We start from the raw sequence: 13,325 nt of genomic DNA on the forward strand, positions 1-13,325 counted from the left end.
ATGGGAAGCGGTGTGTTGCCGGTCCGTCAGTCCGTATACCTCATCGGGGGTCCAGCTTGAACATTCGTAAATTTATAGGTGCCACGAGTCGCGACGCATTGCGTCTAGTGCGCGAAGCGCTGGGCGCCGACGCGGTCGTGCTGTCCAATCGGACAATGGATGACGGCAGTGTCGAAATCGTCGCGTTGGCCGACAGCGACCTCGCGGCGATCACGCCGAAAGCTCCGCGCGCAGACAACGGCGCGGCGCCTGCCGCATCGGCCAGTGCTGCGCTAGCGCAGCCCGCGTTGGCTGCATCCGCGGCGCCGCGCGCAGTGTCCTCCACACAGCCGATGCAGGCGAATCCGTATGCGAGCGGTATGCCCGACGTGTTCTCGTCGGTGTTCGGCGCGAGCCCCGAAGCCGGCACCGAGGCGACGGGCAACGCTGCCGACTCCGCGCTTGCTGCCGGCCACGATACGCAGCCCGCCGCCAAGGTAGTTCCGAGCGCGGCCATGAATGCGGCGATGAAGGCAGCGAGACCCGCCGCCGCACAGGTCGAGACCCGCAACAGTGCACTGGCCGGCGCATCTGGCTCCACGTCGGCCGCCGCAGCCGCAGCAGCGAAACAAGCAGCGGCGCCGCAAGCGCCACAGATTCACGTCGGGCAGCCGAGCGCGCGCACTGCGGCAGCACGTCTTACCGAAGACATTCGCGCCGATCTGCTGAAGGCGGCCGGCGTGCCGGCTGCGTCTGCCGCGCCCACCGCCGACATGCACGGCCCGCGCACGCTGGCCGAGTCCAATCCGTGGCTGATCGATCACGCACGACGCATTGCCGCCGAACAGGAACAGCACGGCGACTACCGTGCACGTCCGGCCACGATGACGCCGGCCGACGCAATGGCCAAGGGCCTTGGCGCCGCGGTCGAGCCGGGCAGGGTTGCCGCGGCGGCTAGCGACAACACGCCGGACTGGGCGCGCGAAGCCGCCCAGGTCGCCGCGCGCCGCGCCGCGCAGAAATTCACGCCGACGCCTCCTGCAGCCGACGACGCGCGCACGCCTGCCGCGGTCGCGGAAGCGATCAAGGCGCGCATGGAACAGGTCGTCAAGGAAACCGTGATGAGCGAGCTGTCGTCGCTGCGCGGCATGATGGAAGAACAGTTCGCGGGCCTCATGTGGGGAGACCGGCAGCGCCGCAACCCGGCGCACGGCGCCCTCACCAAGCATCTCTTTGCCGCCGGTTTCTCCGCGCAACTCGTGCAGATGATGGTGGACAACCTGCCCGAGGACGTCGACAACATGGACGACGGCATGGACTGGGTGCGCTCGGTGCTCGCCTCGAATCTGCCGGTCATGGAAGACGAAGACACGCTGATGGAACGCGGCGGCGTATTCGCGCTGATGGGCCCGACGGGCGTGGGCAAGACCACGACGACCGCCAAGCTCGCCGCGCGCTGCGTGATGCGTTTCGGCGCCAGCAAGGTCGCGCTGCTCACGACCGACAGCTACCGGATCGGCGGCCACGAACAACTGCGCATCTTCGGCAAGATTCTCGGCGTGTCTGTTCACGCGGTGAAAGACAGCGCCGACCTGCAACTGGCGCTCTCCGAATTGCGCAACAAGCACATCGTGCTGATCGATACGATCGGCATGAGCCAGCGCGACCGGCTCGTTTCCGACCAGATCGCGATGCTGAGCCGCGCGGGCCAGCCGGTGCAGCGCCTGTTGCTGCTCAACGCAACGAGCCACGGCGACACGCTCAACGAAGTCGTGCAGGCGTATCAGCGCGGACCGGATCAACAGCCGCTCGCCGGCTGCATTCTCACCAAGCTCGACGAAGCCACTAACCTGGGCGGCGTGCTCGATACGGTGATCCGCTACAAGCTGCCGGTGCACTACGTGTCGACCGGTCAGAAGGTGCCGGAGAACCTCTACGTCGCAACGAAACGCTTTCTGATCAAGAGCGCGTTCTGCATTCCGCGCGATCACTCGCCGTTCGTCCCGCACGACGACGACGTGCCTGCGCTGCTCTCCGCGCTGTCCGCGCGTTCGACCGCTGAATTGCACGAGGTCCGCTTTGGATAAGCTCGTCTCCGATCAGGCAGAAGGACTGCGGCGCCTCCTCGCGCGCAGCGGCTCGCGCGTGATTTCGGTGACGGCGGGCTCGCTGGGTGCGGGCTGTACGTCCACGGTGATCAACCTTGCGGCCGCGCTCGCGCAGCAGGGCAAGGACGTGCTCGTGATCGACGAATGCGTAGGCGGGAAGTCGGTGAGTGCGCTTGCCGGCAACCTGCGCGACGCCGGGAATTTCGCCGCCTTGATGCGCGGCGAGACGACGCTCGACGACGCCGTGTCGCGGCATCCGCTCGGCTTCTCGGTGCTGAGTGCCGCGCGTGCGCATCGCGAGGGTTATAGCGCGGCGCAATTCGGCGTGCTGCTGCATGGCCCGGCCGACATTGTGCTGATCGACGCCCAGCTCGACCCGCACGGGCATCTGTCCGCGCTCGCCATGCAGGCGCACGACGTGATGATCGTCACGCGCATGGCCGCCCAGGCGATCACGGACGCGTATGCCTGCATGAAGCGACTGCACTACGCACATGCGATCGCGCAGTTTCGCGTGCTGGTGAACCACGTGCAGAGCGTGGAAGACGCTCGCACTGCTTTTGCAAACCTGGCCGGCGTGGCCGGGCGCTACCTCGCGGTGGCGCTGGAAGACGCCGGTTGCATTGCCGCGGATGCGCGGATGGCGCGAGCCGAAGAGTTGTCGCGTTGTGTCGTCGACGCCTTTCCGTCGACACCGGCAGCGCGCGATTTCCGGCACCTCGCAGCCGAATTGCAGTACTGGCCGATGCGGCCAGCGATGTCGTCGCAAACGCCATGGATGGCGCCTGCGACAGTTTCATCGGCGCAACACGCCGACCAACCGTCTGCGCAGCACGCCTGAGAGGCGGCACAAGGACAAGGGGAGCACGATGTATAACGCTCAGGGAAAGATTTCCCAAGCCGATGTTTTGACGAAGTATGCACCGCTCGTGCGTCGCCTCGGCTTGCAGCTCGTTGCCAAAATGCCGGCCAGCGTCGATCTCGACGATCTGATCCAGGCCGGCATGATTGGCCTGCTGGATGCCGCGAGCCGCTACAAGGAAGATCAGGGCGCGCAGTTCGAAACCTACGCGAGCCAGCGGATTCGCGGAGCAATGCTCGACGAATTGCGCAGCAACGACTGGTTGCCGCGCAGCTTGCGGCGCACTTCGCGAGAAGTGGAAACGGCCGTGCACAAGGTGGAGCAAAACCTGGGACGCTCGGCGAGCGAAACGGAGATTGCGGAACACCTGCAGATGCCGCTCGACGAGTACCAGTCGATGCTGCAGGATCTGCACGGCAGCCAACTGATCTACTACGAAGACTTCGATCGTTCCGCAGACGACGAGCCGTTTCTCGACCGCTACTGCGTCGACCACTCGGACCCGCTCTCGGCCCTGCTCGACGAGAGCCTGCGCTCGGCGCTGGTCGATGCGATCGACCGCTTGCCGGAACGCGAGAAGCTGCTGATGTCGCTGTACTACGAGCGCGGCATGAACCTGCGCGAAATCGGCGCGGTGATGGAAGTCAGCGAGTCGCGTGTATGCCAGTTGCACAGCCAGGCAGTGGCGCGTTTGCGCACGCGCCTGCGCGAAATGGCCTGGGCGAATGCCGAGGCAACCTGAGCGGTTTGCGTTGCGCACCCATGCTACGTGACGCGATTGCGTTGTGAACGTGGTTGCGCAATAAGTCTGGACGGCGAAACAGTGGGCGCTGCACGCGCCCGATGTCAGGCGTCCGCCATTTCATGCTCGGCCGCAAGCGCAAGAAAAGCCGAACGCGACATGCCACGCGCCTGCGCGTATTCGTCGATGTCGTGCACCAGCGCCTCGGGTAACGAGATGTTGATGCGCACCGCTTTTTTCAGCGCGGGAATGTTGCGGGTTGTCACGAACCCCCACGTGAAACCCGCGTAGTCAGGATTACGCCGATGCTCGTCTAGCGTCAGCCTTTCGGGAATCGGCAAACCTTCGTCGAGCAGCGTGTCCAGATGCGCCTCGATTGCTTCTTTCGCGTTCGCGTAAGCCTCCTCCAGCGTATCTCCCGCCGAGTGACAACCAGGAATATCCGGCACGATGACGCCGAACGCGTGTTGCGCGTCGCCCGGCTCGATGGCGATCGGAAAGATCAGGTTTTTCATTTCAGTCCTGCCTGTTTCAAGATGCTGTTCAGCGTGCCGGGCGGGAGGTCTCGCTTGGGGTGAGGGATGGTCAGGACCCCGGCTTTCAATTCGTGCCGGTAATGATAATGACTGCCCGATATGCGCACGAGCCGCCACCCGTCCGCCTGAATCAGTTTGACGACCTCGCCACTGTTCATTTTGCACTCCCCGCACTATACACACGATTACACAACTCCGCTAGGGTGAAGTTTCGCCACGTGGCGCGCGGCGCCGCCGAAACCGGGCGCAACTGCGCACGCGCGCTGCGGGAAACGTCAGGAAAAAGAGGAGATTTGAACGCGGAAGGCCGGCTTAGCGCCACCTGGCCGGACGGCCAGTCACGAGGAAGAGGCAGAAGGCGAATGCGCGAGAGCTGCGCGGCGGGCGGAAACAAAAAGGGGTTCGTCGTGGCGACGAACCCCTTGTTCAGTGGTGCTTCGGTTCGAGTGCTTTGGTTTGAGTACTTCGGTTTGAGTGCTTCAGTTCGGGTGCCCGAGTTTCAGCGCCCGGGTTTCAGTGCGACAGCCATTGACCCGCTATCAAGCCGGGACGCGCGCGGGAATCCGCCCGTCCGGTCCATAAAAGCCGGCCTTTTGCGGCACCACGACCTGCAACGCTGCCAGGGCGCGCTGGTTGTAATCCATGCGCACGCGTATCAGTTCGCCGTTGTTCGTGTTCGAACGGCGTGCACGCTCGGCGGCTTTTTGCAGCAGCGACCATTGGGCGGCAATGCGCTCGTCGGTGCTGGCGGCGAGCTCCATGCCGGCCCAGCCGGCTGGAAAGCCCATGCCGGCGAGCAGTTCGTCGCGGCGCGTTTCAAGCTGGGCGAGTTCGCCGATCAGCTCGGTCTTTTTGTCGATCACCGACGGCAGCAGCTCGACCGGCGACAAGGCGGTCAGCGCCTTGGTCTCGAGCGTCAGTACCGACGCAAACGCCTCGACGGCGGAATACTCTTCGGAGAGGGTGGCAAGCAGGGCGTCTTTCATCTCAACAACTCGCTGAAAACGACGGCTCGCGCTGGATAGGCGAGCCGGGTCTGTCGAAAGTCGCCCGGCCATTCACCGTACTTCGATGCGTCGATTAATTGCCGGTCGACGAGGATTTGTTCTGCAACAGCTCGCGTGCGGTGCTCAGCACGCCGTCGGCGATCTTGCCGGAGTCGATGCTCAGCGTGCCGTCCTTGATGGCCTGCTTGATCGACTCGACGTGAGCCGTGTCGATGTCGGCCGAGCCGGTCGCTGCGAGGCTGCGCAGATGCTGCGACAGACCCGACAGGCTGACGCTGGCGTCGCCCGAGCTGCTGGGTGTGGGCTGCGAGGCAGTGCCCGCAGTCTGCGCGCTGGTGTTCGCGGTCGCGGCGTCGCTTTGCTGCGAGCGCGACAGCGGGTCCTTCAACGTCGGCAGATTCGAATTGGTTTGGGAATCGACTTTCACGATTGGCTTCCTGAACGATTTGATTCTGATAACGGCAAGCGTCGATCAAAACTTTAGCGCAATCGCTACAGCTTTTTCCTTGTCTATCAAGACGATCCGGCCCTGAAACGGGCGGCGCGGCCCAACTGCTGGCGACGCGCGGCGCGCTCGCTTTCACAGCTGAATCTCCACCGTCGAGCCGTCTTTGACGATGCCCGAGATGATCTGGCCGTTGGCGGTCTTCACGCGAACCTGCTGGCCCGGCGACGCGTTGTTCATCGCGCTGCCTTCCGACGAAATCGCGAAGCCGTCGCCGGCAGCCACCACCTTCACCGTCTGCCCGATCGATACCGCCGACGCGCTTCTCAGCATGTCGCGGCGCAGCGGCATGCCGGGGGAGACGCGCGTCAACGTGAGCGAGCCGACCGCCTGCGACGGGTCCGTGACGATGGCCTGCGGCAAGCCGGTCAGATCGCCTTCGCGCGCAACGAGATCGGCGGCGGTGAGGACTTCGCCTGCCGACATCGCACGCGCCGCGAGGTAGTAGGTCGCGTGCAGCGAAATGCGCGCTTGCAGATAGATGGTCCACGGACGCTGTCCCGCGCAACGCACGCCGACGGTCACACGACCCCACATGCGCGCGCCGCTCGGCATGAACGGCTCGAGCGTCATGCAGGCTGCGAGACCGCGCGGAAACGCGGGCGCGACGGTGATATCCACTTTGCCCGGCAAGCCCGCCGACTGCTGTTGCAAAAACGCCAGCGCCACCGCGCGGATCGCTTCCGGATCCTGCTGGCCTGGCAGCGGCGCGGGCTGCGTTGCCGCTGCACGCGGATTCTGCTGGGCGACCGAGGCCGCAGGCGAGGCGGGCCGTGTCGCCGATAGGCGGGCGTTAGGCGCGGCGCCCGTGCTGTTCGCCGAATTGACTGGCGCGCTCGGGCGAGCCGGGACCGGTCTGCCGTCCGCGCCGATTTGCGGCGGCTCGCCGCGCGACGCGAGCGTGTCGAAGCTGTCCGGCGCGGAAGCGTCCACAGTGGCGGCCGAAGGTGCCGAAGCGTTCGCTCCCGCCGACCGGGACATGCGCGCCGCTGCACGGCTTGCCACGCTCGACGGCGCATTCGCCGCCACCGGCTGGACGCCCGCGTTCTCGCGTGTGCCGTTGGATTGAGGCGCCGGTGTCACGACAACCGGCACGACGCGGCGCGAAGCCTGCGCAAGATTGACGCGAGTCGAAGCGCCGGCCGGGCTGGGCGGATCCGCCGCGTTGGCCGCATCGGGAAGGTTGGCCGTATTCATCGCGCCGGCCCCCGCGCGCCCCGGTGCAGGAATGGTCACGACACCGTTCGCATCCGGCTTGAAATTCGTGCGGATCATCTGCGGCGCAGCGGGCGTGTCGCCTGATCCCGCTATCACAATGGAACCGCTCGCATTGGCGGCACGCACGAACGGGTCGGTTTCGCGCGTGGAAGGACCTCGCGACAGGGACTGCGCGGTGGCGGCGGCGAGCGTGGCGGCCGAGCCGCTACGTTTCGCGGGCGCGGCCTGCATATGCTGGGCAAGTTCAGCAAGCGCCGCCGGATTCTGTTCGTTCGGACCCGCAATCACAATCGGGCCGTCCGCTTCGCCCGCCTGCGCAGCCCCGGCGAGCAGCATCAAGCTGCCGCCGACCGCGCACACGCCGGAAGCCGAACTCAACGCCAATGCCACGGCGACCCGCAACGCCGCCGCACTCATATGATGCCCAGCCGTGCGTTTTGCGCGGGGCGTCGGATCGGAAGTGGGCTGGTCCATCGGGGTTCTCCATCGAATGCATTCGGTACGCCTTGCATTCTATTGAGCGCCCCCTTTGCGCAAACGTTGAATAGAAGCCCCCTTTCCCGGTTATTCGTCCGATTGCTGCTTGCGCCCCGCCCATAAGATGCTCCTCATGCAAAAAGGCCTTCCCGTCTGATGCAGTCCTCACGCGAGGCGCACGGGAAGCCTCGGGACCGTTCTCCGGAGATTCTTATGCTGGACAAACTCGATGCCGAATTCGCTTTTGGACGTGAGGCGCTCGATGTGCGCGCTTATCGCCAGGAGCTCCTGTCGTCGAATATCGCCAATGCCGACACGCCCGGCTACAAGGCGCGCGACGTCGACTTCGCCTCTTCGCTCGCGGGCGCGCTGAAAAAGACCGGCGCGGCCGGCCACACGGCGTCCAACACCGCGACGCTCGCGATGGCCCAGCCGGCCGGCGTGACGAGCGGCATGTCGATGGCGGCGACGGCGCCGGGCCATCTGTCCGGCAAGTCGACCTTGCGTCCGGCAGGCGGCACTACCGACGACTACGGCAATCTGCAATACCGCAATCCGACGCAACCGGCGCTCGACGGCAACACCGTCGACATCGACACCGAGCGCGTGCAGTTCGCGGACAACACGTTGCACTTCGAATCGGGCATGACGGTGCTGTCGAGCCAGATCAAGACGATGTTGTCGGCGATCCAGTCTGGCTCGTAAGAGCGCCGCGGGCAACGCGCGGCGCGTGAAGAAAACGCTACGGGAACTCATTTGAAGCCGGCTCGAACCGGCACGAAAGGTCAGCAAACATGCCTTCTTTGATGAACATATTTGGTGTTGCAGGCTCCGCGATGTCCGCGCAGTCGCAACGGCTCAACGTGACGGCGTCGAACCTCGCCAACGCGGACAGCACCACCGGCCCGGACGGCCAGCCGTACAAGGCCAAGCAGGTCGTGTTCGCGGTCGCGCCGCTCGGCGGCGCACGCACGGGCTCCGGCCAGCAGGTCGGCGGCGTGCAGGTCACCGGCGTGGTCGACGACCCGACGCCGATGAAGACCGCCTACGATCCGGGCAACCCGGCGGCCAACGCCGACGGTTACGTGACGCTGCCCAACGTCGACCCGGTGCAGGAAATGGTGAACATGATTTCGGCGTCGCGCTCGTACCAGGCCAACGTCGAAACGCTGAACACCGCCAAGACCCTGATGCTGAAAACGCTCACGATCGGAACCTGAGGAGAGCACCTTGACCACTAGCACCACCATCGGCAGCAACGGCACCACGGTGTCGCAAACGCTGCTCGACACGATGAACGGCACGAACAGCGCGTCGAGCTCGAGCAATTCGACGAGCGGCACGTCCGGCACCTCGGCGACCGATCTGCAGAACACCTTCCTGAGCCTGCTCGTGGCGCAGTTGAAGAACCAGGATCCGACCAACCCGATGGACAGCTCGCAGATGACCTCGCAGCTCGCGCAGATCAACACCGTGTCGGGCATCAGCCAGTTGAACACGACGTTGAGCTCGCTCGCCACGCAAATGTCAGCCGGCCAGCAGTCGCAAGCCGCGCTTCTGATCGGCTCGACGGTGCTCGCGCCGGGAAGCTCGGTGTCGGTCGCAAGCGGCAAGGCGGACGCGTTCGGCGTGCAGCTCGCGAATTCGGTGAACGACCTGCAGGTCGTGGTGAAGAACTCGGCGGGCACGATCGTCAAGACGATCGATCTCGGCAAGCAGTCGGCCGGCACGATTCCGGTGGGCTGGACGCCGACCGACTCCTCCGGCAACGCGCTGCCCGACGGCACCTACACGATCAGCGCGGTCGGCACGATCAACGGCCAGCAGGCCACGGCCACCACGCTCGCGAGCGCGACGGTGCAAAGCGTCGTCATGCAGAGCAACGGTACGCCGGGCCTCGTGTTGTCGAACGGCTCGACTGTCGCGTTGACCGGCGTGGCCGCCATCCTCTAATTCAGATTCAGTCAGTTACGACTTTCCAGACACGGAGACCGTCATGGGTTACCAACAAGGTTTAAGTGGTTTGTCCGCATCGTCGAGCGATCTCGACGTGATCGGCAACAACATCGCCAACGCGAATACGGTTGGCTTCAAGAGCGGCGCGGCGCAATTCGCGGACATGTACGCAAATTCGGTCGCGACGGCAGTGGGCAACCAGGTCGGCATCGGCACGAAACTGTCCGAAGTGCAGCAGCAGTTTTCGCAAGGCACGATCACGAGCACGAACCAGGCGCTCGACGTCGCGATCAACGGCAACGGCTTTTTCCAGCTGTCGAACAACGGCTCGCTCGTGTATTCGCGCAACGGCGTGTTCCAGCTCGACAAGAACGGCTTCATCACGAACGCACAAGGCCTGCAACTGATGGGCTACGCCGCGAACAGCTCCGGCATCATCAACACCGCGCAGACCGTGCCGTTGAGCGTGCCCACCGCGAACATCGCGCCGAAGGCCACCACCAACATCTCGGCCGGCCTGAACCTGAACGCGCAGGACCCGCTGATGCTCGGCACGCCGAGCGTCACGGCCAACGCCTTGAACACCGGCACGCTCACCACGCCTGGCGCGACCATCACCAATACCGCGTCGGGCACGAACAACGACAACTACACCGTCACGTTCACCAGCGCGACCACCTACACGGTGACCGATACGACGCTCGGCACCTCGACGACCGGCACCTACAATGCCGGCTCGCCGATCCAGCTCGGCAACGGTCAGACCGTCACGTTCAACGGCGTGCCCGCGACGGGCGACAGCTACGCGATCGCGCCGACGCCGGTGGCGTTCAACCAGAACAGCTCGTCGACGTATAACTACTCGACCAGCACGACGGTGTACGACACGCTCGGCGGCTCGCAGACGGTCAATATGTATTTCGCCAAGACCTCGGCCGGCACGTGGGACGTGTATGCGGGCGTGTCGACCGGCACGGCGACGCTCGTCGGCCACGCGAACTTCAATTCGTCGGGCACGCTGCTCGGCACGACCGACGCGTCGGGCACGGCAACCACCACGCCGTACGTCTTCAACTTCTCGGTGCCCACCACCGACGGTTCGGCGACGCCGCAGGCTCTGACGCTGAACATTGCCGGCACCACGCAATACGGCGGCAAGAACGGTGTGAACTCGCTGCAGCCCGACGGCTACGCGGCCGGCACGCTGACGAGCTTCACGATCGGCGCCGACGGCACGCTGACCGGCAACTATTCGAACCAGCAGACCGCGGCGCTCGGCCAGATCGCGCTCGCCAACTTCTCGAACCAGAACGGTCTCGTGAACCTCGGCAACAACGTGTTCCAGCAGACGTCGCAGTCGGGCGTCGCGCAGATCTCGGCGCCGGGCTCGACGAACCACGGCGTGCTGCAAGGCGGCGCGGTCGAGAACTCGAACGTCGATCTGACGAGCCAGCTCGTGGACCTGATCACCGCGCAACGCAACTATCAGGCGAACGCGCAGACGATCAAGACGCAGCAGACCGTCGACCAGACGCTCATCAACCTGTAAGCGAGCAGGACGGACCCATCATGGATCGGCTGATCTACACCGCGATGTCGGGCAGCACACAAGCGCTCGAACAGCAGGCCATCGTTGCGAACAATCTGGCGAACGCGTCGACCACGGGCTTTCGCGCGCAGCTGGCGACGTTTCGCGCCGTGCCGATGTCGTTCGGCGACGGCAGTTCGATCAACGACAACACCACGCGCACCTTCGTGCTGTCGTCGACGCCGGGCGCGGACTACACGCCCGGCCCGATCCAGCAGACGGGCAATCCGCTGGACGTCGCCATCGAAGGGCCGGGCTGGCTTGCCGTGCAGACCGCCGACGGCGGCGAGGCCTACACACGGGCCGGCAATCTGCATATCGACCAGAACGGCCAGTTGGTGAACGCCACCAACCAGGTGGTGCTCGGCAACGGCGGGCCGATGGCGGTGCCGCCGGGCGCGCAGATCACCATCGGCCGTGACGGCACCGTGACCGCGCTCACGCCAGGCGATCCGCCGACCGCCGTGGTGACGATCGATCAGCTCAAGCTGGTCAATCCCGATCCGCAAACGCTCACGCGCGGCGACGACGGCCTCTTTCGCACCGCCGACGGCAACCCCGCCGAGGCGGACCCGACAGTCGCGGTCGCGCCCGCATCGCTCGAAGGAAGCAACGTGAATCCGGTCAGCGCAATGGTCGCGATGATCACCAACGCGCGCCAGTTCCAGATGCAGACCAAGCTGCTGGAAAGCGCCGACAAGAACGATCAGTCGGCCAACCAGTTGCTGAGCTTTAGCTAACGGGCCGCTCACGGGTCCGCAACCAGTTGCATGTGACTGAGTAAGCGCAGCGCGCTAGCCCGGTCGACAGGAGAATAGATTTATGAACCGCTCACTCTACATTGCCGCTACCGGCATGAATGCGCAGCAGGCGCAGATGGACGTGATCTCGAACAACCTCGCGAACGTCAGCACGAATGGCTTCAAGGGCTCGCGCGCGGTGTTCGAGGATTTGCTGTACCAGACCGTCCGCCAGCCGGGCGCAAACTCGACGCAGAACACGGAACTGCCCTCGGGCATCCAGCTCGGCACCGGCGTGCAGCAGGTGGCCACCGAGCGTCTGTACACGCAGGGCAACCTGCAGCAGACGGGTAACTCGAAAGACGTGGCCATCAACGGTCAGGGCTTTTTCCAGGTGCAGATGCCCGACGGCACGACCGCCTACACGCGCGACGGCTCGTTCCAGACCAACGCGCAGGGCCAGCTCGTCACGTCGAGCGGCTACCAGGTGATTCCGGCGATCACGGTGCCGAGCAACGCGACCTCGCTCACCATCGGCAGCGACGGCGCGGTGTCCATCAGCGTGGCCGGCTCGACCAACACGCAACAGCTCGGCACGATGCAGCTCGCCACCTTCATCAACCCGGCCGGTCTCGACGCAAAGGGTGAAAACCTGTTCGCGGAAACCGCGTCGTCGGGCGCGCCCAATGTCGCGCAGCCTGGTCTGAACGGCGCGGGCACGCTGAATCAGGGCTACGTGGAAGCATCGAACGTGAACGTGGTGCAGGAACTGGTCAACATGATCCAGACGCAACGCGCTTACGAAATCAACAGCAAGGCCGTGACGACGTCCGACCAGATGTTGCAGACGCTCAGCCAGATGCAGATTTAACGCTGCAGTCAGCGGGAATTAACAGGCGGTAATCAAGATGTCGTACTTCACTCGTAATCCGGTCCATTCGCGCGCTGCCGTTGCGCTCGCGCAGCTTGCGCTCATCGCGGCGCTCGGCGGCTGCGGCCTCGTGCCGAAGCAGCCGATCACGCAACAGCCGATGACGGCGATGCCGCCTATGCCGCCGCAGGCGCAGGCGCCCGGCTCGATCTACAACCCGGGTTACGCAGGCCGGCCGTTGTTCGAAGACCAGCGGCCGCGCAATGTCGGCGACATCCTGACCATCGTGATCCAGGAAAACGTCAACGCGACCAAGTCGTCCGGCGCGAACGTGAACCGCAACGGCACGACGAGCTTCGACGTGCCGACCGCCGGCTTTCTCGGCGGGCTGTTCGGCAAGGCGAACCTGAGCGCGAACGGTGCCAACAAATTCACCGCGGCCGGCGGCGCGAACGCGTCGAACACGTTCAACGGCACCATCACGGTGACGGTGACTGGCGTGCTGCCGAACGGCAACCTGATGGTCAGCGGCGAAAAACAGATGCTGATCAACCAGGGCAATGAATTCGTGCGTTTCTCGGGCATCGTGAACCCGAACACGATTTCGAACCTGAACGCGGTGTACTCCACCCAGGTGGCGGACGCAAAAATCGAATACTCCGCGAAGGGCTATGTCGACGAAGCGCAGAACCTCGGCTGGCTGCAACGCTTCTTCCTCAACGTGTCGCCGTGGTGA

General features: G+C 64.9%; 15 protein-coding genes. 10 read left to right on the forward strand and 5 right to left on the reverse strand.

The features are described from left to right. The first annotated feature begins 56 nt into the window (after positions 1-56). Genes flhF through JNB89_RS21655 form a run of 3 tightly spaced genes read left to right on the forward strand, consistent with a single transcriptional unit; the run spans position 57 to position 3,691 of the window. The gene (gene flhF, locus JNB89_RS21645) at positions 57-2,066 is read left to right on the forward strand and encodes a flagellar biosynthesis protein FlhF (RefSeq protein ID WP_220363544.1); all 2,010 of its coding nucleotides are present in this window, start codon (positions 57-59) and stop codon (positions 2,064-2,066) included. Further along, a complete protein-coding gene (locus JNB89_RS21650) occupies positions 2,059-2,928 on the forward strand; it encodes a MinD/ParA family protein (protein WP_220363545.1) in 870 nt (289 codons plus the stop codon). The genes flhF and JNB89_RS21650 overlap by 8 nt, the downstream gene beginning before the upstream one ends. Positions 2,929-2,956: 28 nt before the next feature. Further along, a complete protein-coding gene (locus JNB89_RS21655; RefSeq protein WP_013340850.1) occupies positions 2,957-3,691 on the forward strand; it encodes an RNA polymerase sigma factor FliA in 735 nt (244 codons plus the stop codon). Between the two features lie 104 nt (positions 3,692-3,795). Here JNB89_RS21655 and JNB89_RS21660 read toward each other — a convergent pair whose 3' ends face one another. The 5 genes from JNB89_RS21660 to flgA form a co-directional block, all read right to left on the reverse strand. Further along, positions 3,796-4,206 (reverse strand): type II toxin-antitoxin system HicB family antitoxin, encoded by a 411-nt coding sequence (locus tag JNB89_RS21660; protein ID WP_013340849.1) that lies wholly within the window; start codon positions 4,204-4,206, stop codon positions 3,796-3,798. Continuing rightward, positions 4,203-4,385, reverse strand: coding sequence for a type II toxin-antitoxin system HicA family toxin (locus JNB89_RS21665; RefSeq protein ID WP_220363546.1), 183 nt, complete (start codon positions 4,383-4,385; stop codon positions 4,203-4,205). The genes JNB89_RS21660 and JNB89_RS21665 overlap by 4 nt, the downstream gene beginning before the upstream one ends. A 381-nt stretch (positions 4,386-4,766) precedes the next feature. Next, the gene (locus tag JNB89_RS21670) at positions 4,767-5,213 is read right to left on the reverse strand and encodes a flagella synthesis protein FlgN (protein WP_220363547.1); all 447 of its coding nucleotides are present in this window, start codon (positions 5,211-5,213) and stop codon (positions 4,767-4,769) included. 94 nt (positions 5,214-5,307) lie between these two features. Continuing rightward, positions 5,308-5,661: a flagellar biosynthesis anti-sigma factor FlgM gene (flgM, locus tag JNB89_RS21675; protein WP_013340846.1), complete on the reverse strand. Its 354-nt coding sequence runs from the start codon at positions 5,659-5,661 to the stop codon at positions 5,308-5,310. Between the two features lie 153 nt (positions 5,662-5,814). After that, the gene (gene flgA / locus JNB89_RS21680) at positions 5,815-7,431 is read right to left on the reverse strand and encodes a flagellar basal body P-ring formation chaperone FlgA (protein ID WP_220363548.1); all 1,617 of its coding nucleotides are present in this window, start codon (positions 7,429-7,431) and stop codon (positions 5,815-5,817) included. A gap of 216 nt (positions 7,432-7,647) precedes the next feature. On the opposite strand from flgA, the gene flgB reads away from it, so the two are divergent. From flgB to flgH, 7 genes are all read left to right on the forward strand, one after another. After that, positions 7,648-8,139: a flagellar basal body rod protein FlgB gene (gene flgB, locus JNB89_RS21685; protein WP_013340844.1), complete on the forward strand. Its 492-nt coding sequence runs from the start codon at positions 7,648-7,650 to the stop codon at positions 8,137-8,139. An 89-nt stretch (positions 8,140-8,228) separates the two neighbouring features. Further along, entirely contained in the window at positions 8,229-8,654 is a 426-nt protein-coding gene (flgC, locus tag JNB89_RS21690; RefSeq protein WP_013340843.1) for a flagellar basal body rod protein FlgC, read from the forward strand. A gap of 10 nt (positions 8,655-8,664) precedes the next feature. Further along, on the forward strand, positions 8,665-9,387 hold the full coding sequence (gene flgD, locus JNB89_RS21695) for a flagellar hook assembly protein FlgD (RefSeq protein ID WP_135892626.1): 723 nt from the start codon (positions 8,665-8,667) through the stop codon (positions 9,385-9,387). A 43-nt stretch (positions 9,388-9,430) separates the two neighbouring features. Then, on the forward strand, positions 9,431-10,939 hold the full coding sequence (locus JNB89_RS21700) for a flagellar hook protein FlgE (RefSeq protein ID WP_220363549.1): 1,509 nt from the start codon (positions 9,431-9,433) through the stop codon (positions 10,937-10,939). 20 nt (positions 10,940-10,959) lie between these two features. Beyond that, positions 10,960-11,718: a flagellar basal-body rod protein FlgF gene (flgF, locus tag JNB89_RS21705; RefSeq protein ID WP_013340840.1), complete on the forward strand. Its 759-nt coding sequence runs from the start codon at positions 10,960-10,962 to the stop codon at positions 11,716-11,718. 82 nt (positions 11,719-11,800) lie between these two features. After that, entirely contained in the window at positions 11,801-12,589 is a 789-nt protein-coding gene (gene flgG / locus JNB89_RS21710; protein ID WP_013340839.1) for a flagellar basal-body rod protein FlgG, read from the forward strand. A 37-nt stretch (positions 12,590-12,626) separates the two neighbouring features. Then, entirely contained in the window at positions 12,627-13,325 is a 699-nt protein-coding gene (gene flgH, locus JNB89_RS21715; protein ID WP_135892628.1) for a flagellar basal body L-ring protein FlgH, read from the forward strand.

It is taken from the genome of Paraburkholderia phenoliruptrix (assembly GCF_019511605.1).
Taxonomy (GTDB): domain Bacteria; phylum Pseudomonadota; class Gammaproteobacteria; order Burkholderiales; family Burkholderiaceae; genus Paraburkholderia; species Paraburkholderia phenoliruptrix_A.